The sequence below is a fragment of the Trinickia sp. genome, assembly GCF_057351765.1.
This window is the reverse complement of the sequence record NZ_JBMRBK010000082.1, coordinates 1-19,733: the sequence shown is the minus strand read 5'-3', so window position 1 is coordinate 19,733 and position 19,733 is coordinate 1. Positions and strand designations below refer to the sequence as shown.

At 65.9% G+C, this 19,733-nt stretch carries 20 protein-coding genes; 4 read left to right on the top strand and 16 right to left on the bottom strand.

Features of this window, described 5'->3' with window-relative positions:
• Positions 1 to 16 precede the first annotated feature (16 nt).
• The 11 genes from pyrF to ACO1XS_RS23270 form a co-directional block, all read right to left on the bottom strand.
• Positions 17 to 841 carry an orotidine-5'-phosphate decarboxylase gene (pyrF, locus tag ACO1XS_RS23320; RefSeq protein WP_486391806.1) on the bottom strand — a complete coding sequence of 275 codons (825 nt, stop codon included), beginning with the start codon at positions 839 to 841 and terminating at the stop codon, positions 17 to 19.
• 115 nt (positions 842 to 956) lie between these two features.
• Positions 957 to 1,991 (bottom strand): aldose 1-epimerase, encoded by a 1,035-nt coding sequence (locus tag ACO1XS_RS23315; RefSeq protein ID WP_486391805.1) that lies wholly within the window; start codon positions 1,989 to 1,991, stop codon positions 957 to 959.
• A gap of 120 nt (positions 1,992 to 2,111) precedes the next feature.
• Positions 2,112 to 3,032 (bottom strand): SMP-30/gluconolactonase/LRE family protein, encoded by a 921-nt coding sequence (locus ACO1XS_RS23310; RefSeq protein ID WP_331571351.1) that lies wholly within the window; start codon positions 3,030 to 3,032, stop codon positions 2,112 to 2,114.
• The gene (locus ACO1XS_RS23305; protein WP_486391804.1) at positions 3,029 to 3,817 is read right to left on the bottom strand and encodes an SDR family NAD(P)-dependent oxidoreductase; all 789 of its coding nucleotides are present in this window, start codon (positions 3,815 to 3,817) and stop codon (positions 3,029 to 3,031) included. Before ACO1XS_RS23305 ends, ACO1XS_RS23310 begins: the two co-directional genes overlap by 4 nt.
• 36 nt (positions 3,818 to 3,853) lie before the next feature.
• The gene (gene araH, locus ACO1XS_RS23300; protein ID WP_331571355.1) at positions 3,854 to 4,870 is read right to left on the bottom strand and encodes an L-arabinose ABC transporter permease AraH; all 1,017 of its coding nucleotides are present in this window, start codon (positions 4,868 to 4,870) and stop codon (positions 3,854 to 3,856) included.
• Positions 4,871 to 5,004: 134 nt separating this feature from the next.
• Entirely contained in the window at positions 5,005 to 6,537 is a 1,533-nt protein-coding gene (araG, locus tag ACO1XS_RS23295) for an L-arabinose ABC transporter ATP-binding protein AraG (protein WP_331571357.1), read from the bottom strand.
• A gap of 81 nt (positions 6,538 to 6,618) precedes the next feature.
• A complete protein-coding gene (locus ACO1XS_RS23290; RefSeq protein WP_331571359.1) occupies positions 6,619 to 7,620 on the bottom strand; it encodes an arabinose ABC transporter substrate-binding protein in 1,002 nt (333 codons plus the stop codon).
• A gap of 182 nt (positions 7,621 to 7,802) precedes the next feature.
• Positions 7,803 to 8,582 (bottom strand): SDR family oxidoreductase, encoded by a 780-nt coding sequence (locus tag ACO1XS_RS23285; RefSeq protein ID WP_331571361.1) that lies wholly within the window; start codon positions 8,580 to 8,582, stop codon positions 7,803 to 7,805.
• Complete coding sequence (locus ACO1XS_RS23280; RefSeq protein ID WP_331571363.1) at positions 8,579 to 9,277, bottom strand: 2-dehydro-3-deoxy-6-phosphogalactonate aldolase; 699 nt, start codon at positions 9,275 to 9,277, stop codon at positions 8,579 to 8,581. The genes ACO1XS_RS23285 and ACO1XS_RS23280 overlap by 4 nt, the downstream gene beginning before the upstream one ends.
• Before the next feature lie 31 nt (positions 9,278 to 9,308).
• Positions 9,309 to 10,334: a 2-dehydro-3-deoxygalactonokinase gene (locus ACO1XS_RS23275; RefSeq protein ID WP_331571365.1), complete on the bottom strand. Its 1,026-nt coding sequence runs from the start codon at positions 10,332 to 10,334 to the stop codon at positions 9,309 to 9,311.
• Positions 10,331 to 11,275, bottom strand: coding sequence for an IclR family transcriptional regulator (locus ACO1XS_RS23270; RefSeq protein WP_331571367.1), 945 nt, complete (start codon positions 11,273 to 11,275; stop codon positions 10,331 to 10,333). The genes ACO1XS_RS23275 and ACO1XS_RS23270 overlap by 4 nt, the downstream gene beginning before the upstream one ends.
• A gap of 222 nt (positions 11,276 to 11,497) precedes the next feature.
• Here ACO1XS_RS23270 and ACO1XS_RS23265 point away from each other — a divergent pair, with 222 nt between their 5' ends.
• Positions 11,498 to 12,016, top strand: a complete 519-nt coding sequence (locus ACO1XS_RS23265) for a cupin domain-containing protein (protein WP_331571369.1) — start codon at positions 11,498 to 11,500, stop codon at positions 12,014 to 12,016.
• Between the two features lie 68 nt (positions 12,017 to 12,084).
• On the opposite strand, the gene mtgA is transcribed toward ACO1XS_RS23265, so the two are convergent.
• From mtgA to mpl, 5 genes are all read right to left on the bottom strand, one after another.
• Positions 12,085 to 12,801, bottom strand: coding sequence for a monofunctional biosynthetic peptidoglycan transglycosylase (gene mtgA / locus ACO1XS_RS23260; protein ID WP_331571372.1), 717 nt, complete (start codon positions 12,799 to 12,801; stop codon positions 12,085 to 12,087).
• Positions 12,798 to 13,685: a shikimate dehydrogenase gene (aroE, locus tag ACO1XS_RS23255; protein WP_331571374.1), complete on the bottom strand. Its 888-nt coding sequence runs from the start codon at positions 13,683 to 13,685 to the stop codon at positions 12,798 to 12,800. Before aroE ends, mtgA begins: the two co-directional genes overlap by 4 nt.
• 5 nt (positions 13,686 to 13,690) lie before the next feature.
• Positions 13,691 to 15,871 carry a ribonuclease catalytic domain-containing protein gene (locus tag ACO1XS_RS23250; protein ID WP_486391803.1) on the bottom strand — a complete coding sequence of 727 codons (2,181 nt, stop codon included), beginning with the start codon at positions 15,869 to 15,871 and terminating at the stop codon, positions 13,691 to 13,693.
• A 119-nt stretch (positions 15,872 to 15,990) separates the two neighbouring features.
• Positions 15,991 to 16,569: a YqiA/YcfP family alpha/beta fold hydrolase gene (locus ACO1XS_RS23245; protein ID WP_331571378.1), complete on the bottom strand. Its 579-nt coding sequence runs from the start codon at positions 16,567 to 16,569 to the stop codon at positions 15,991 to 15,993.
• Positions 16,566 to 18,038 carry a UDP-N-acetylmuramate:L-alanyl-gamma-D-glutamyl-meso-diaminopimelate ligase gene (gene mpl, locus ACO1XS_RS23240; protein ID WP_486391823.1) on the bottom strand — a complete coding sequence of 491 codons (1,473 nt, stop codon included), beginning with the start codon at positions 18,036 to 18,038 and terminating at the stop codon, positions 16,566 to 16,568. Before mpl ends, ACO1XS_RS23245 begins: the two co-directional genes overlap by 4 nt.
• A 132-nt stretch (positions 18,039 to 18,170) precedes the next feature.
• On the opposite strand from mpl, the gene ACO1XS_RS23235 reads away from it, so the two are divergent.
• The 3 genes from ACO1XS_RS23235 to ACO1XS_RS23225 form a co-directional block, all read left to right on the top strand.
• A complete protein-coding gene (locus ACO1XS_RS23235; protein ID WP_331571382.1) occupies positions 18,171 to 18,833 on the top strand; it encodes a UDP-N-acetylmuramate--alanine ligase in 663 nt (220 codons plus the stop codon).
• A 21-nt stretch (positions 18,834 to 18,854) separates the two neighbouring features.
• Positions 18,855 to 19,439 (top strand): TlpA family protein disulfide reductase, encoded by a 585-nt coding sequence (locus ACO1XS_RS23230; protein WP_331571384.1) that lies wholly within the window; start codon positions 18,855 to 18,857, stop codon positions 19,437 to 19,439.
• Between the two features lie 195 nt (positions 19,440 to 19,634).
• A partial coding sequence (locus ACO1XS_RS23225; RefSeq protein WP_486391822.1) for a type II 3-dehydroquinate dehydratase occupies positions 19,635 to 19,733 on the top strand: 99 nt, incomplete at its 3' end.

The following is a 19,733-nucleotide window of genomic DNA, read 5'->3' as shown; positions in this document are numbered from 1 at the left end:
CCGCACCCATTGACGGCTATCGGTAACGGTTGATCGTATCCCGCGTCTCGCGTGCCGCCGTCGCGGCCGCCTGCGCAAAATCGTCGCCCTTGCCCGCATAAAGGATCGCGCGCGAGGAATTGATCATCATCCCCGTGCCCGCCTGCGTGCGCCCGGCGCGCACGGTTGCTTCCACATCGCCACCTTGCGCGCCGATGCCCGGAATCAGCAGCGGCATATCGCCCACGATTGCGCGCACCGTTTCGATTTCCTTCGGAAACGTCGCGCCGACGACGAGTGCGAGCTCGCCGCTCGCATTCCACTTCTGCGCGGCAAGCGTCGCCACCGTCTGATAGAGCGGCCGGCCACCGCAATCGAGGAACTGAAGATCCGAGCCGCCCGCGTTCGAGGTCCGGCAAAGCACGATGACGCCCTTGCCCGGGTGCGCGAGGTAAGGCTCGATCGAATCGAAACCCATGTACGGGTTGACTGTCACCGCGTCCGCGCGATACCGCTCGAATGCTTCGCGTGCGTACTGCTCGGCCGTGCTGCCGATATCCCCTCGCTTCGCATCCAGAACGACCGGCAGGCCCGGGTGCGCCTCATGAATATGGGCAATCAGTGCCTCGAGCTGATCCTCGGCACGATGTGCCGCGAAGTAGGCGATCTGCGGCTTGAAGGCGCTTGCAAACGGCGCCGTCGCATCAACGATCGCACGGCAGAAGTCGAAGATGGCATCGCCGCGGTTCGCCAGCGCGCCGGGAAAACGCGACGGTTCGGGGTCGAGCCCGACGCAAAGCAGGGAATCGGTGCGTTGCCACGCACGGTCGAGCGTGCGGACGAAAGACGGGCTGGAAGACATGGATCGAGCGCCCGCGAGGGCCGGTTATCGAATGTGAGGTGCGTATTCTAACCGCCGTCATGCGCAAGCCGGACCCGCGCGCGACCACCATCGCGGCGCGGCACGGCTCGTGGCGTTATCTGCCGACACGCTCGACCGTGAACCGGAACTCGCGCGAGAGCGTCTCTCCGGGCGCAAGCACGGTCATGCCGTGTGAATCGGGGCCGCCGGGCAGATTGACGGCGTTGATCGGATGATCGACGGGCTCGAAGCAAAAGAACGCTTCACCCGGCGGCGTGTAAAGCACGTAGTAGTCGGCGTCCGCCGCGATCGTCAATGACAGGCGCTTTTCCGGCCAGACCACCGTGGCATGTCCGCTCCAGCCTGTGAACGAGTGGTTCACGAGCGCGCCGGGCAGCGGATAGGCGACACCGAATTGCCAGGCCGGCGGCACCGGCACATGCCGCACGGGAAGCCAATCGTCGCCGGCCAACCACAGGCCGCTCGCCGCCGCGGCAAGATGCGTCTCGCCGTTTCGCGGCAAAAACGGATGGAGGCCGAGCCCGAACGGCAACGGCTCGCGCCCGGCATTTTCGACGGCCAGCGAGACGACAAGGCTGGCGCCGTCGAGCGCATAGGTCAGCGCCGCACGGTAGCCGTATGGCTTGCCGCGGCTGCGATCGAGCGCGAGCGTCGCACTCGTGGCATCGTGCGCGACGAGCTCCCACGCCTGCAGCCAGCCATCGCCATGGATCGGCAGCGGCTCGGCCGGGCGGTTGCGCGGCACGTCGACCTGGCGCCCCGCGAACCTGAATGAGGCACCCCCAATGCGATTCGAATACGGTACGAGCGGATAGCAGGCCAGCGCGTTGGGGTCCGCGCCCGCTGTGACGGACGGCGTGCGGCGAAACACCGGGACCGTTCCGTTGCCGCTGCCGCGCCAGTCGAAACGCGTAATCGCGCCGCCCAGCGCCGGCGCCACGTCGAGACGCAATTGTGAAGTCGAGAGCGACACGGTGGCGCTTTCGCCGCCCGCGCCGAGCCCACGCGCGAGCACCGCGGTGCTGGGCCCCGGCCGCACCGGCTGACTCACCGCGGCGAGCTTGGCACGGCGCGCCGCGGACGGTGTCTCGCCCCGCGCCAGTCGGGCATCGGAATTCGCTGCGGCCATAGTCTGCTCCTCGAGAGGCGAGATGCGGTCCGGATCGGACGGGTCTTACTTGAAAGGCGGCGATACCTGCCGCCTTTGTCTCTTTATTTATCGTTCGGTTCCTGGCAGTTGGCCAGAACGTCAGGCGGGCAAACCCGCGAACACCACCTCGGGCAGCCCGCGGCGCACGACTGTCGCGGCGAACACGCCGCCTGTGTCGGGCTCGGCGGCAAGCTGATCGGAATCGAGCCCGACTCGCGCCGTCGTGACGTAGAGCGTGCCAAGGTCCGCTCCACCCAGCGCAACACAGCTCGGCTGCCGGGCCGGGACCACGACGCGCTCGGTTTCGTGGCCGGCGGCGTCGTAGCGCACGACCCGCCCGGCGCCCCAATGCGCGTTCCATAAACCGCCCTCGGCGTCGACGGTCGATCCGTCCGGGTCGCCGTCGGGATCGGTGACGGCTGCGAACCGATGCGACGGTCCGACGCTGCCATCGGCGCCATAGGCGCAGGCACGAATCTCGCGCGTCAACGAATCGCAGAAATACATCGTCGCGCCGTCGGGGCTGAATGCGATGCTATTCGCGATGGCCGGCGCGGGTAGGGGCAGCCTTTCAATGGACAAGTCCAGATCCAGACGATAAAAACCGCCGACGGGCTGCTGCTTGTCCGCTTCATGCATGGTGCCGAAGACAAAGCGCCCCTGCCGATCGCACTTGCCGTCGTTCAGACGCGTACTCATGCCCGGCTCGACCTCCACGATGCGCGTGAATTCATTCGTCGCGAGATCGAAAAACGCCAGATGCGAGGCCAGGCCAAGGAGCAGCACGTGCGCGCGCGCGGTGAACGCGAACGTGGCCAGCCGTTCCGGCATGCGCCACTCGGCGCGCTCGCCGGTGCCGGGGTTGTACCGAAAGAGCCGCTGGCCTTCGATGTCGGTCCAATACAGTTGCCCCGTGCGGGCGCACCAGAGCACACCTTCACCGAGCGTACATTCCGTATCGACGACAAGCGCTGCGCGATAGCTGCGCGGCGTATTGCCGTTCGTGTCGTGCCCCGTCATGCCCAACCTCCGTCAACGATGAACTCCTGCGCCGTGATCATCCGGCTGTCGTCCGCAGCGAGAAAAAGGGCCATGCGCGCGAGATCCTCGGGCAGCAATTCGCCATCGAGGCATTGGCCGGCCTTCAGTGCGCGCAAGCCGGCCTCGTCGAGCCACAGGCTCCGCTGCTTGTCAGTCATGACCCAGCCAGGCACGAGCGTATTGACGCGGATCCCGAACGGACCGAGATCGCGAGCCAGCGCATGCGTGAGCCCCGTGATCGCCGCCTTCGACGTCAGATAGACCGGCATGCCGCCCTGCTTCAGCATCCAGCTGATCGAGCCGAGATTGACGATCGAGCCGCCGCCGGATGCTTTCATATCGTCGGCGACGGCCTGGGCCGCAAAAAACTGGTGCCGCAGATTGACCGCGATGCCCGCGTCGAACGATTCCGGCGTGACTTCGGCGATCGTGTGACGTTTGTCGTTCGCCGCATTGTTGATCAGCGCCGCAATCGGTCCGAATGCGCCGCGCGCATCGGCAAGCGCGCCGCGCAGCGCCTCGATGTCGGTGATATCGCAAGCAAGAAACAGCGGCTTCGTCCGCGAATCGCCCAGTGCGTCGGCCAGGGCCTCGCCCGCGCTCGTGTCGATATCGCAAAAGGCCACGCGAGCGCCCTGTCCCGCGAAATGCGCGACGAACGAGGCGCCGATGCCGGTTGCGCCGCCGGTGATGAAGACGGTGCGGTCGACGAGGCTGGGATACCGCGCGTAGGGACCGGGTTGCGGATGATCGGGTAACGCCATCGTGAGGAATCTCCGTCGATTACGTCGGCTAGCGCGTCAATCGCGCGAGCCGCGGTTCTTCAGTTGGTCGAGCAGCACGGCGGCGAGCAGAATCGCGCCGCGCACGAGGTATTGGTAGAACGCGTCGATATTGAGCAGGTTCATGACGTTCTCGACCGTGCCCATGATCAGCACGCCGATCACGACGCCCGAGATCGTCGCGCGGCCGCCGAGCAGCGAGACGCCGCCCAGCACGCAAGCCGAGATCACGTTGAGTTCGAAGCCCTGTGCCGCATTCGGCTGGCCCGATGTGATCCGCGATGCAAGGATCACGCCCGCCAACGCCGTCACCGCGCCCTGGACGAGGAAAATGAGGACGCGTGTGCGCTCGACGTTGATACCGGCCAGACGCGACGCTTCGGGATTGCCGCCGATGGCGAGCGTATTGCGGCCGTAGATCGTATGGTTGAGCATCACGCCGAAGACGATGAAGCAGATCAGCGTCACCCAGATCGGCAGCGAGACGCCACCCAACGTCAGGCCGCCCAGCGCGATGAACGTGTCGGACGACACGCCGACTGCTTGTCCGTGCGACACGATGAAACCGAGGCCCCGCACGATCTCCATCGTCGCCAGCGTCGTGATCAATGCGTTGATGCGCAGATAGGCAATGACGGCACCGTTCACGAATCCGATGACGGCACCGGCCGCGACGGCCGCGACGATCGCAACGAACGTGTTGTCGGTTGCGTTGAGCACCATCGCGCACAGCACGCCCGCGAATGCGACGGTCGAACCGACCGAGAGATCGAAGTCGCGCGAGGCAAGACAGAACATCATCGTGCAGGCGACCATGCCGATCTGCGAAATCGACAACGCGAGGCCCAGCATGTTGTCGATCGAGAAAAAGTGATCGACCGTCAGCGACGTCGTGATGAACATCAGGGCGAAGATCAGGATGAGGCTGTATTCGGTGACCTGCTGCCACCATTTCTGCCGATCGTTCGTCTTCGGAATCAGCGCCTCGGCGGCCTGCTTGGCCGCCGAACTCGCGAGGTTTTCTCTAGCTTGCATTTCGTCGCTCCTTCACCCGTTTCTTCGCCCGCTTCCCGGTCCGTTTGTTCGTCCGTCGTCCACGGGCTACCGTGTTGTCCTGTCAAAACATGCCGCTTCGGCCGTCCATGCGCCGCCCGCGCGACGCGGATCGGCTACGCGGCCTCTTGCGCCGGGCCGGCTGCCTGCGAGTCGCCGCCTTGCGGCAACGCGAGGCTCAAGAGGGCCGACTCGTCGGCCTGGCCGCGCTCGAGCGTGCCTGAGATGCGCCCCTCGCGCATGACGACGATGCGATCCGATACGCCGAGCACCTCGGGCAACTCGGACGACACCATCACGACCGCGCAACCGCGCTCGGCCAGCTCGTAGATCACGTTGTAGATTTCGTGCTTCGCGCCGACGTCGATGCCGCGCGTCGGCTCGTCGAGAATCACGACCTTCAGCCCGGGCTCGGCGAGCCAGCGCGAGAGAATCGCCTTTTGCTGATTGCCGCCCGAAAGCAGCCGGATCCGCTGCCGGCGGTGCGGCGTCTTGATCTTGAGCAGCTTGATGAAACGCTCGGCCGTTTCCGCCTCTTTCGCGTGATTGAGAAAGAGGCCCGCGCGCAGACCGTGTCGGCGGCAGCTGATGTTGATGTTTTCGGCCACGGACGCGATGGCAAGGATGCCCTCTTCCTTGCGATCCTCGGGACACAGCACGATGCCGTGGCGAATCGCCTGTCCCGGGCTCCTGATGTCGATCTCGGCACCGTCGAGGGCAATGCGCCCGCCGCGTTTTTTCTCGGCACCGTAGACGAGCCGCATGAGCTCGCTGCGCCCGGCGCCCACGAGGCCGAAAAATCCGAGGATTTCCCCCGCGCGGACCTCGAAGCTCGCCGGTGCGGCGAGCCCGTGCCCCTCGATGCCGTCGACGGCAAGACGCACGTCCTTGAGCTCGCGCGGCCGGTAATCGTAGATGTCCGTGATTTCCCGCCCGACCATTTCGGCGACGAGCGTCTCGCGCTTGACTTCGTGGAGATCGCGATGCGAGCCGACCTTGCGGCCATCGCGAAAAATAGTGCAGGCATCGCAAAGCGAATAGATCTCATCCATGCGATGCGAGATATAGATGAGCGCACGGCCATCGGCCTTCAGATCGCGCACGAGCTTGAACAGCACTTCGGTCTCGCGGTGCGAGAGCGAGCTCGTCGGCTCGTCGAGCGCGATGACGCGCGCATTGCGCATGAGCGCCTTGCAGATTTCGACCATCTGGCGTTGCGCGATCGACAGCCGTCCGAGCTTCGCATTCGGATCGAGATCGACGCCCATCGCGGCGAGCCGCTCGCGCACGAAGCGCTGCGCGCCGCGTTTGTCGACGAACCCGAGCGCATTCGGCAGGCGGCCCAGCAGCAGGTTTTCCGTGACCGTCAGATCGGGCACGTACTGGAGCTCCTGATGGATGATGGCAATGCCGGCGGCGATCGAAGCGGCCGCGCTCGAGAAGTGCACCTCCTGCCCATCGATCATGATGCGGCCCGAGTCCGGCTGATACTCGCCGCCGAGCACTTTCAGCAGCGTCGACTTGCCCGCGCCGTTTTCGCCCATGAGGCCATGCACTTGCCCGGCCTCGACCTCGAACGAGACGCCATCGAGCGCGCGCACACCCGGAAAGACCTTGCCGATGTTGTCAAAACGCAGCGTTGCTGCCATGTCGCTTCACCTCGTACTGATTGAAGATCCCCGCCGACATGGGGCTTCGCCGCCCCATGTCCGCAGAGACTGCCGCCACGGTTACTTCGAGGCCAGGCCCATCTTCTCGCGCACCTGCGCGACGTTATCGCGCGTCGCGAGCATGCCCGTCGTCAGCGTGAGCTTGGGCGGCTCCTTGCCCGTCGTGATCCACGTGTACATCAAATCGGACGTTTCTTCGCCATGACGCTTCGGGCTGATGATGACCGTGCCGAAGAAGCCCGTCGGGTTCGGCTTCTTGAATTCATTCAAGGCCGAGTCCGAACCGCCGATGCCGACGCCGATCATGTTGTCGGCCTTGAAGCCGCGCCCCTCGGCTGCGCGCACGGCGCCGAGCACGGCTTCGTCGTTCAGGCCGTAGGCGACCCAGTGCTTGAACTGGGGATTCTTCGTGAGCGCGATGTTCGCGGCGTTGAAGGCGTTTTCCGTGTCCGTCTTCGCTTGCGGCGCGGCGATCACGTTGGCTTTCGGGAAGCCCGCGGCAACGAGCGCGTCGGTCGCGCCCGTCGTGCGATCGTGAGCCGTCGGCAGCTGCTCGTAGGTCACGTCGATGGCGCCGACGTCCTTCATGTCCCAGCCGCGCTTCTTGATTTCGGCCGCGATGCCGTCACCCACTTGCTTGCCGATGTTGTAAGCGGAGATGCCCATGTGCGGCACGGCTTCGATCGGCTTGCCGCTGCCATCGACGAGACGGTCGTCCACCGTCATCATCTTGAGGTTGTGCGCCTTCGCCTTCGCGACGATACCGGGCCCGAGCTTGACGTCCGGCGTGCAGATGATGAAGCCCTGCGCCTTTTGCGCCGCCAGGTTGTCGATCGCGCTCATGACCTTTTCACCGGAGGGCGCGCCGATCTTCACGAGCGTGAAGCCCTTTTCCTTCGCAGCGCTCTCGGCGAATTTCCATTCATCCTGGAACCACGGCTCTTCGGGCTGCTTCACGAGAAAGCCGATTTTCACCGGGTCGGCCGCCTGGGCAGCCGGCGCTGCGGCGAACATCGCGCCTGCCGCAACCGCTGCGAGCGAAAGGAATATTCTGCGCTTCATGTGCGTGTCTCCTGTCTATTGAAGGTGTGGGCCGCGTTGTCTTGGTCGGATAACTCACGCGGCCGGTGCGTCATCCGATGTCGATGATTTGTTGTCGTGCTGCCTTCTTGCTGCCTTCTTGCTGCTTTCCTTGCTGCGCGGATACCGCGTGCGAGTTGCCTCGGCACCGCCGGCCCCGTCGCTCAATCGTGGTAGAGCGCCGAGCGTCCCCCGTCCACCGTGATGCAACTCGCATTGATGAAAGGCGCCTCGTCCGATGCGAGAAACACCGCCGTCATCGCCACCTCCTCCGGCTGGCCGATTCGCTTCATCGGCTGCAACGCGAGCGTCGCGCGACGCGCGGACTCGGGGTCGGGCTGCGCATTCCACCAATCGAGTGTCAACTGCGTCTCGATGTAGCCCGGCGCGATCGCATTGACCCGCACCTGTCGCGCCGCGTATTCGATACCGAGCGCACGCGTGAGCCCGATCACGCCGTGCTTGGCGACCGGATACGGGAAACAACCGGGAATGATCTTGAACGCATGCGTCGAAGCGATATTGACGATGCTGCCGCGTCCGCGTTCGACCATGCCCGGCAACACCGCCCGGCAACCGTTCCAGACTCCGTCGAGATCGACCGCGAAGCACCGGCGCCAATCGTCGTCGGTCATCGTCAGCGGATCGCAAAACACATTGATGCCAGCGTTATTGACGAGCACGTCGATGGGGCCGAACGCGTCTTCTGCCGCCGCGACCGCGTCGCGCACGGAGGCCGCGTCGGTCACATCGGTTCGATGCGCCTTCATGCGCGCCCCGGCGTGCTCGCGCTGGATCGCGTCGCGGCTCGCTTCACCGGCATCGGTATCGAGTTCGGCCAGCAGCACCGCCGCGCCTTCGCCCGCGAATGCCCGTGCGATGGCCGCGCCGATGCCCCGGCCGGCACCGGTCACGAGCGCGACTTTGCCGGCCAGCCGATTCATCGCGCGACTCCTTCGCGTGCCGCGCGCAGTCCGTCGGCGAATGCACGCGCACGCACGGCGGTTTCGTCAGGACCCTGACCCGGGCGATAAAGCGCCGAGCCAAGCCCGAATCCGTCCGCACCCGCCGCGAGAAACGGCTGCATGTTCTCGGGCGAGACGCCCCCCACCGGTACGATCGGAACGCGCTTGGGCACGACCGCCCGCCATGCTTTGACCACATGCGCGCCGAGCTGCTCGGCGGGGAACATCTTCAGTGCATCGGCACCGGCGGCGAGCGCCGCAAATGCCTCGGTCGGCGTGGCCACGCCGGGCGTGCATGCCAGTCCCGCGGCCTTCGCCGCACGAATGACCGCCGCATCCGCATGCGGCATGACGACGAGCTCGCCGCCTGCGCCGGCCAGCGTACCGACGAGCTCGGGGCGCAATACTGTCCCGGCCCCGACGATCGCATCGTGCGGCAGCGCCGCGCGTATCGCCGCAATGCTCTCGAACGGCGCCGGCGAATTCAGCGGCACTTCGATGACCCGGAACCCCGCGTCGTAGAGCGCAAGCCCGTGCTCGCCAGCCTCTCCCGGTTCGATGCCGCGCAAGATCGCGATCAGCGGGCAAGCGGCGAACGCGGCGGCAAAGCGTGGGTGCGGCCGGTACGGCGCAGGCAGGTCGAGATCGGTGGTGTTAGGGTCGGTCGTAACCATGTCGTGTTCCGTCGATGTCGTGATGCGCCGCTCAGCGGCCCAGGTCCGTGGTGCCGACCGCGTTCGCGGCCGGCGCTGCCGCGCCGCCGACGAGCCCGGCTTGCACGGCGATGCGCCACAATCCGCGCTCGGCCGCATGCTCGACGATCGCGGCATTCGCGCTGCCGAATTCCGCCAGCGCGAGCCGGTACCGCTCGCACAGTGCGGGCTCCCCGATCAGCCGCAGGGCCTCGTTCTCGAGCCCCTCGCCTCGCGCGGCCAGCACCGCCCGAAGGCCGGCCAGTTCGTGCCCGATCAGGAGCCCGGATAGATAGTCGGGCTGCTGGTCCGCTTTCAACTGCGCGGTGAGGCCCAGCGTTCGCGTGCTGAAGATCGTCGCCAGCAGCCCCGCATGATCGGCGTTCTTCGCCACCGTGACGCCGCGCAGGAATGCTTCCGTGTCGGGCTTGGCCGGCTGCGTCATGGTGCGGCCGAGGATCGTGTGATCGCGCAACGCGGCAAAGAGCTCGCCCGTCATGAAGGTATGAAAGGCTTCGATGCGTTCGCCGCGCACCACGGCCCACTTCGCGTGCGTGCCCGGCAATCCGACGAGCGCCGCCGCGCCGTTTGCACCGAGCGCGGCATCGCTTGCGAGCGCCCCGACGATCTGCGTTTCTTCTCCGCGCATGACGTTCGGCAGCTCGCCGCGCTCGATCACGCCCGGCACGATGTGAAGCACGACTCCGCGTGCCGTCGCGACATCGACGATGCCCGCAACGAGCTCCCGCGCCGTGGCGGGCGTATCGACGTAGGGCGCCTCGCGCCAACCTTGAGCGCTGCCGACCATGCCCGCGGCGATCGCCGGCAGATCGGGGAACGCCTCGAACCACTCTGCTGCGACGGCTTCGAACGCGACGTCGAAGCCGCCGGGCCGCGGCAAGTTCATGATTCCCGCAGTCGATGCGCGGGTGGCCAGTACGTTGCCGTGCGCATCGAAAAGATAGGCGCGCAGCGACGTCGTGCCCCAATCGAGCCCGATCAGTGCCGGCTCGGCAAATGTCGAATGCGATCCGATCATCGTTTGATCCGCCGTGTTCCCTGGGGCGCGCGCCAGCCGAGTTCTTCGGAGATTCCGCGTGCCTCGCGCTGCACGAGCGGCACGAGCTCGTCCATGCGTTCGAGCGACATGTACGGAACCGTGCTGGCAACCGAGACGGCCGCGACGATCGCACCCGACGCATCGCGCACCGGTCCGGCCACGCAGCGGATCGACGTCTCGTTTTCTTCCAGATCGAACGTGAATCCGCCCGCTGCATAGCGCACCATGCGGTGCAGGAAGAGCGGTTTGTCGGGCCGATTCTCGGGTTTGAACGTCACGCCCGCGAGCGCCCGACGCGAGACGTCGAAAAGCCGCTCCCAATCGTCCGGCTTCAAATCGAGCATCAGTGCCTTGCCGATCCCGGTCGACGCCAGCGGCATCCGGTGTCCGACGCGCGAACGCATTTCGAGCCCGCGTTGGCCGGAAATCTTGTCGATATAGAGAACGTCGTCGCCATCGCGCACACCCAGGTGGATCGTATCGAGCGTGGCTTGCGCGAGCCGCTCGAGGTGGGGGCGCGCCACCGCCGTCAGCGGCATTTGTTCGAGCGCGATGGTACCGAGCTCGATCAGCTTCGGTCCCAACAAATAGCCCGCGGGTGTCTGACGCAGATACCGCGCCTGCACGAGGCTGTTCAACAGACGATGCGTGGTGCTGCGCGAGGTGCCGAGCACCGCGGCGAATGCACGCATGTCGTGCGCGCCCGCGGCCGCGGCTTCGAGAATCGCCAGACCGCGCAGCAGTGTCTGCGTGCCGGCCTGCTGGCTCGCGATGTCGAGCGGGGTACCCGAAAGGCTGATTTCGTCCGCACCGGCGCGCGAGGAAAGCGCGGCGGCCAAGGCTGCGCCGCCCGGCGTTTCCGGTATATCCGGCGTATCCGGCCCGTCGGGCGTATGCGCCGCTTGTTCGGGGGGGTTCATCGCTGTCTCCCATGTCATTTCGTCGAGATTGTAGGCGGGCGCCTTCGACTGTTCAACATATGAGTTCAACGTCCATATATTGGGATTCTTCGCGCATCCGGTCATGCCGGCGATTGCGTACCGCGAAGGCTCGATAGGGGGAGATGAGCGCCGGCCGCGCGTACGTGTTCTATATTGAGCAGCTTCTCTCTTCCCCGGCCCGCCCCTTTCGAGGACCACGAAATGAAACCGATCATCAATCTTGCCGACGTCGAACTCTCACCGCGGCCCGCCGCCTTCGCCCCGCCAGAATCGATGAACGACCGTTACGGGGAGGTTCAGATCGGCCAGATCGGGCGCGCAATCGGTGCGCGCAAGCTCGGCTACAACGTGACGGCTGTGCCGCCCGGCAAGCGGGCGTTTCCGTGTCACAGCCACTCGGTCAACGAGGAAATGTTTTTCGTGCTCGAAGGTACGGGAGAAATACGGATCGGCGAGGCGCGCTATCCGATCCGCGCCGGCGATGTCATCGCGTGCCCGCCTGGCGGCGAAGATGCTGCCCATCAGATCGTGAATACGGGCGAGTCGGAATTGCGGTATCTGGCGGTGAGCACGATGAGTCTGCCCGAAGTGGTGGAATATCCCGACTCGGGGAAGTTCGGCCTGCTCGCCGAACTACCGGGCCGCGCTGGCGCGCCCTCCACCGTCTTCCGTTTCGTCTCGCGCAAGGAAGCCGGCGTCGGCTACTGGGAAGGCAATTGAGCAGCGGCGCAGCGGAGCAGCGGAACGAGTGAGCACGCGCGCGCGGCGTCGGTCGACCCGGGAACGCCTCAGCGCGGCACTTCCGCGGCCCCCATGCGCCGAGCGATGACCGCCGCGCGCTGCGCCAGATAGCCCGACGACCGATGTTCGTCGAAATATTTCGGCCGCGGAAGCATGACGGCGAGCCGCGCCGCCTGCCAGGCGGTGAGCCGATCCGCGGAAACGCGGTAGTAGTAGCGTGCGGCGGCCTGCGCGCCGTAGACGCCATTGCCCCATTCCACCGAGTTCAGATAAATCTCGAAGATGCGCTGCTTGTCCATCAGCGTTTCGAGCATCCAGGTAATGATGAATTCCTGCCCTTTACGCACGTAGCTCTTTTCGCGCGAGAGAAAGAGGTTGCGCGCGAGCTGCTGGGTGATCGTCGAGCCGCCCGCGACGATCTTGCCGCGCGACTTGTTGCGCTCCCAAGCCTGCAGGATTGCATCCGTCTCGTAGCCGCTGTTATTGACGAAGTTGGCGTCTTCGGACGCAATGATGGCTCGCTTCAGATTGCGCGAAATCTTGTCGTAGGGAACCCATTCATGCGCGATCGACAAGTCGGGGCGGTCCGCGGCAAGACGCCACGCATCGGCGCGCATGAACGCAGTCGATCTCGGATTGACGAACGTCCACACGGCAATCTGCGCGAAGTAATAGGCCTGCGTTCCAAGCCACGCGGCAACGGCAACCGAAACCGCATACACGGCCCAGCGGGCCGGGCCCGGCGAGCCGCCACCCCGCTTCATGCGCGCGCGGCGGCGAGCGTTGCGCGCAACTCGGCGAGCACGGGTGCGCTCGCCGGCCGCACCGCGCGCCAGACGAAGAAGGACTCGGCCGCCTGCTCGACCAGCATGCCGAGACCGTCCGCCGCGCGCGCGCCGAGCGATTCGGCATGGTGCATGAAGACAGTCGGTTGCATGCCGTACATCATGTCGTAGGCGAGTGTGCCGGCGCCGAAAACGCGCTCGTCGCATTCGGGCAGCGCCGCGTCGAGGCTGCCCGCCGTAGCATTGACGACGATATCGTACGCGCGCGGGGCGGCCGCCTGCGGGCCGCCGCCGCCGAGCGCGCAACCCGCATCGTTCGCGGCAGTACGGAATCGGTCGACGAGCGCGTCGGCCTTCTCGGCCGTGCGATTGACGATCGTCAATTCAGCCGGCGAGCGCGCCAGTATCGGCAGAATGACGCCGCGCGCCGCGCCGCCCGCGCCGAGCAGCAGAATGCGCGCACCCGCAAGACGGACTCCGAGATTCGACTCGATATCGCGCACGAGACCCACGCCGTCGGTGTTGTCCCCGTACAGGCCGTCGCTGTCGACGCGCAGCGTATTGACCGCGCCTGCCGCCTCGGCGCGCGCGGATAGCCGGTCGGCCAGCCCATGCGCTTCGAGCTTGAACGGCACGGTGACATTGAGGCCCCGTCCCCGTGCGGCGATGAATGCACGTACCGTGTCGGCAAATCCCCCAATCGGCGCTAGCAGATGGCGATATTCGACGGGCTCCCCCGTCTGCCCGGCAAAACGCGCGTGAATGAACGGCGACTTGCTGTGCGCAACGGGATTGCCCACGACGGCATAGAGTTCGCGACCCTCCGTAGCCGGAGCGATCGCTGGGAGTTCGATCGGTTCCATCGTGCTCACTCGGTCAGGTGGGTCGCACGGCTCGACGGGCCCATCGACTGCCCCGCGCCCGAAACGCGCGCGCCATCCGCTCCGGGCTCACCGTCACCGTCAGCGTCCGGCTCGCCTCGCTGCTCGCTCTGTGCGCCCGCTTCGCCTGCGTCGCCCTCACCGCCTTCGGCTCGCGCCTCTTCTTCGCTCTCGGCGGAGGCGTCCGATGCATCCGCCGGATCGACGACGTCGTCGAGCTGCTCGTCCTCGCCCGCCTCGAGCTCGTCGCCTGCGCCCGCTGCCAACCCAGGCGCGTCGAGCACACGAGTCGGACGCACCGATGCTTCGACCGTCAACTCGTCGACCGACATCACTTCGAGCACCACCCGCGTACCGCGCGCATGTACACCGAGACCAGGCACGTGTAACAGCAGCGGCACTTCCTCCAGACGCACCAGATCGCCCTTCACGACCACGGCGACGACTTCACGCTTGCCCTCCTGCGTGATCCAGCGCAGACACCAGAAGTACTCCATGCGCCGCTGGTGGTCGGCATAGGCGGAATAGGTATCGTCGAAGCCCTGCACGATTGCAAAAAGATCGGCGTCCTTCGGCTTGAACGGTGCGACGAGTTTGGCCGTCACGCCGTGCTGCACGCAGGCCAGCAATTGCCATTGGTTGACGAGATCCACATAGCGGCGCAACGGCGACGTGCTCCATGCGTATTGCGCGACGCCGAGCCCCTCGTGGGGCGCGGCGCTCGTCTGCATGCGCGTGCGTTTCGGCCCCGCGGCGGCGAACGTGCGCTGCGTACGATAGATGCCGGGCACGCCGTGATCGTGCAAAAACGCGCCCCAGCTCGAGTTCGCGAGGATCGCCAGCTCGGCGACGATGAGATCGAGCGGCGAGCCGCGCCGGCGGGGCGTGATCGTCACATGTTCGCCGTCGACATAGAAGTTGTAGTCGGTGTTGCCGAACACTTCGCGTCGGAGCCCATAGCCCGCGCGCGCAGCCTGGCGTTTTTCGAAGAGCGCCTGCGCGAGCGGCCAGAGAATCGCGATCTCCTCTTTGTGCGGATAGTCGCCTTCGCCTTTGGCGAGCGCATCTTCCGTCACCTGCGCATCGAGCGTGTTGTGCCGGAGATTGCTTTTCACGAAGACGCGTTCGGCGCGCGTTTCCGTCGCGACGACATCCTGCGTCGCGCGATCGACGATGACGTAAAGGGACAAGGCCGGACGCAGGCCGCCCTCCTTGAGCGTGAAAACGTCGACGACCTCATCGGGCAGCATCGTGATCTTGTCGCCGGGCATGTAGACGGTCGACAGCCGCGCGCGCGCGATGGCGTCGACAGCGTCGCCGCGCGCGATGCCAAGTGCGGGCGCCGCGATATGGATGCCCACGCGCACGCGCCCATCGGCAAGCATCTCGACGGAAAACGCGTCGTCGATCTCCGTCGTCGTGATGTCGTCGATCGAGAACGCCTCGACCTGAGCCGTCGGCAGATCGTCGGGCACCGGCCCGGGCACGACGCTCGGAAAGCCCGTTCCATGCGGAAAATATTCGGACAGAAACCGCGCTTCGTGCAGCGCGCGCGCCGATGCGACGCCGCCGCACTCGAGCATGAGCCGCGCCTGGGACACTCCGCGCGCCGCGGCGGCCGCTTCGAGCGCCTTGTATTCGATCGAATTCTTGTCGGGTTTCGTCAGCAGCGCGAGCGCCTTGCCATTGAATGCCGCGGGCAGGCGTCCCGCCTTGAGCTCTTCCTCGTAGCCGGCTTGGACGAGCGCCTGCTGACGTTTTCGCTCGAGCGCGGCGAGCGCCATCTTGAGCTGTTCCTCGGGCGCGCGCTGATAAAGCCCGCGCCCCTTGCGGCGGAAATACACGGGCGCGCCCTGCAGGCGCAAGACGAGCGCGGCGCGCTCGACAGGCCCGGCCGACGCGCCGAAATATTCGTCGGCGAGCGCCGCGAAAGGAAATTCGTCCGGCGGAGCGCATTCCCACAGGAAATCGAGATCGATCTGCTGGGCCGCTGTATCCGCCTTTTGCAACAACTCGCCGGCCGCGGGCTCGCCGAACTCGATCAGCACATCCTTGGCGCGCACTTTCGTGCGCCGGCCGCCCGGCAGTTCGACTTGCAGCGCATCGCCTTGTCGCGACAGCACGCTGCCCGCCTTCAATCCGCCCGATTCCTCAAAAAAAACGTTCACTCGATATTCTCGCTGGGACTTGTTTTCGGCAGCGTGCAGGCGTTACGCAAATCGCGCGCCCGCTGCGGTGTCAATTCATCGGATAGCGCGGCGCGCCTGGCGCTCTTCTCGAACTCGCCTCAAGCGCTGCGAGCCGGCTCGACCCCGCAAAAGGCGAGCACGTCGTCCGCATGATCCGCAAAACCGCTGATCGCATGATCGCCGCCTTCGATCAGCTTCGTTCGGGCGCCCGGATAGTGCGCGAGCATGTCTCGATAGTCGAGCACCTCGTCGCCTGTGGCGGCGATCAGATAATAGCGTTCCGGCCGCGTCACGGACGCCACCCCGATCATTCCGAGCTCCTCGAGATGGCGCGGCGTGACGACGATACTGCCGCCGCCATGCCAAAGCGGCTGCTCGCCGAGGTACGACGAGAGATCGCGCTGCGGCAACACGGCCGGGTTCAGCAATACCGCGCGCCAGCCGTGCTGTTCGGCAAGATAGGTCGCATAGTAGCCGCCCAGCGAACTGCCGATCAGCGTGACGTCCTGGGCGCCCGCGAGCGTCTTTTCGACGAGCGCGACCGCGTCGAGCGGCGATACGGGCAACATCGGACAGCGCCACTCGTCGGCACGGCCCAGCTCCGCCAGGCGGGCCGCCAAAAGACGCGCCTTGAACGAATTCGGCGAAGAACGAAAGCCGTGCAGATAAAGAATCACGTGGCGCTCCGCTCGCGCCCATTCGCGCGACGTCCGAGCGCGTCGAGCAGCTTTTGGTGCACGCCGCCGAATCCGCCGTTGCTCATGACGAGGATATGATCGCCCGGCCGCGCCGCTGCGCTGACCGCGGCGACGAGCGCATCGAGATCGTCGAAGGCCTGGGCCTTGGCGCCGAGCGGCGCGAGCGCGGCGGCGAGATCCCAGCCCAACGCATCGCGCCCGCTTGGTGCGCCGTAGCCGAACACCTGATCCGCATCGGCGAGACTGATCGGCAACTGCGCCTTCATGACGCCAAGCTTCATCGTGTTCGAGCGCGGCTCGAGCACCGCCAGGATGCGCGCATGCTGCTCGCCGATGCGGGTGCGCAAGCCCGCGATCGTCGTCTCGATCGCGGTGGGGTGGTGCGCAAAGTCGTCGTAGACCGTCACGCCATCGACACTGCCGCGCACCTCCATTCGCCTTTTGACGTTGCGAAACGCCGACAGCGAGCGCGCAGCCTGAGCGGCCGGCACGCCGACGTGCCGCGCCGCCGCGATGGCCGCCAGCGCATTCAAGCGATTATGTTCGCCTTGCACCTGCCACTGCACGACGCCTTCGCGCTCGCCCTGCCGATAAACGGCGAAACTCTCGTCGACCTCGACGCCCTCGGCCGCCGGCCGCGCGACCCATCCGCCCTCGACGCCGAAGCGCTCGACCTCGCTCCATACGCCGCGGGCCAGCACGCGCTCGAGCGCGGCGTCCCGGCCATTGACGATGAGACGTCCGACGCTAGGCACAGTACGCACCAGGTGGTGGAATTGCGTCTCGATAGCGGCGAGATCGGGAAAGATATCCGCGTGATCGTATTCGAGGTTGTTGAGCACGGCCGTGCGCGGGCGGTAGTGGACGAACTTCGAGCGCTTGTCGAAGAAAGCCGTGTCGTACTCGTCCGCCTCGATCACGAAGAAACTCGAATCGGTCAGTCGCGCGGAAACGCCGAAATTGAGCGGCACGCCGCCAATGAGAAAGCCCGGATTCAGCCCCGCATCCTCGAGCAGCCAGGCGAGCATGGAGCTCGTCGTGGTCTTGCCGTGCGTGCCGGCCACGGCCAACACCCACTTGCCGGCCAATACATGCTCGCCGAGCCACTGCGGCCCGGACACATAGGGCAAGCCGCGATCGAGAATCGCTTCCATGAGCGGGTTGCCGCGCGTCACGACATTGCCGATGACGAAAAGATCGGGGGCGAGATCGAGCTGCTCGGCGCCATACCCTTCGACGAGTTCGATGCCCTGCGCCTGGAGCTGGGTGCTCATCGGCGGATAGACGCCGGCGTCGCATCCCGTGACCGTATGGCCCGCGGCGCGCGCGAGTACCGCGAGACCGCCCATGAACGTGCCGCAGATGCCGAGAATATGGATGTGCATAACGATAAGGTGCCGCCGAGCGCGGGTGATGTCGCAAAAAAAGGAGGAGCAGCCGCCGGGCATCGGCGCGGCGACCCTGCTCGGGCGCCGCGGCTCGCTCGAGCGCATCTCGGAAAAGGCCGTTATTGTACCCGACGCCTCTCGTGCGGCAGCGCGCCGGACGGCCGTCGCGCGCCGATCGGGTATGATTGCCTGATGGTTCGCCGATTTCATGCAGACCCGCAGCGGGTGCGGGAAGAGATTGCGATCGCCGCGGCGCGGCTGATCGCGGAGGAAGGGCTCGACTACGCCAGCGCGAAGCGCAAAGCGGCGCGGCAGGTGCTCGGACAAACGCGTGTGGCGGGCGAATGGTTGCCCGACAACGATCAGATCGAAGAGGAAATCCGCGAGTACCAGTCCATCTTCCAGTCCGAGAGTCAGCCTGCAGTGCTGCGCCATCTGCGCGAAGTCGCGCTCGATTGGATGGAGCGGCTCGCGGCATTCAATCCTTATCTGACCGGCGCGGTGTTGAACGGCACGGCGGGCGAACACTCGGATATCCATTTGCAGGTGTTTTGCGACAATCCAAAAGAAGTCGCCATTCACCTGCTCAATGCGAACGTCCAGTATGACGTTTCGGAGACGCGCCATTTCGGAGGTCGCGGCAGCGTGGAGACGCTGAGCTTTCTCGCACGCGCTACGGCCCACGAACCGCCGGTCGGAATGCACATTGCGCTTTACGACACCGACGATCTGCGCGGCGCCGTCCGTGCCGACGCGCGCGGGCGGGCGCCGCGCGCCAACGCGGAGGCCGTCCGGGCCCTACTCGATGGCGCAGACCGGGACCGGGCCGCACCGCCGGGGCGCTCCGGCGATTGACCGAATTTGAGATTGAAGACGATGAAGAATCGACTTGCCGGCGCAGCGCTCGCACTGATCGCGCTTGCCGCCATCGGCCTCATGGCGTCCCACGCATTACGCGGCGGTACGCCCACCAAGCCCGAGGCATCGGCACCTCAGGCGCTCGCCGCGCAAGACGGGGCCGCGCCGGGCGAGGTGCAATCCGATGCCGTATCGCAACTCTTCGCCAGCGCGCTGACGGCGCCCGACGGCACACCAGAGAAGCTGGCGCCGTTCAAGGGGAAGGTGCTCGTGGTCAACTTCTGGGCGTCATGGTGCGCGCCTTGCGTCCGAGAAATGCCGGCGCTGTCAGGCCTCGCGCGCCAATATGCCGGTAAGGGCGTGACGTTCGTCGGCATCGGCGTGGATTCGCAGAAGAACATCCAGACGTTCTTGCAGAAGATCCCGGTGGACTACCCGGTCTACGTCAGCGGATTCGGCGGCGCCGACATCGCGCGCCGCTTCGGCAATACTGCCGGCGGCCTCCCCTTTACGGTCGTAATTGACGCGAACGGCGCCGTACGTTCGACAAAATTAGGGGAAGTCACACCCGCCGAGCTGCGCCGCGCGCTCGATGCACTATAATACGGCCCCTTACTTTGCGGGCAACTTAACGGAAGTTCGGGCCATCGGCGTGCGCGTTGCCGGAATTTAGCGAAAACCGGCGGCGCCCGGCCCACTCGGCAGCCCTGCCGTTTCCGCCACCACAACCGTTGTTGCTGGACAAGTTTCGCTAATCAGCGCTAAAGTTCGCGCAATTCCGCGGAAAGACAAGCCACCATGACACGACTGCTGGTACTGCACGGCCCCAACTTGAACCTGCTCGGCACGCGAGAGCCGGGTGTGTACGGCAACGTGACGCTGCAGCAGATCGACGAG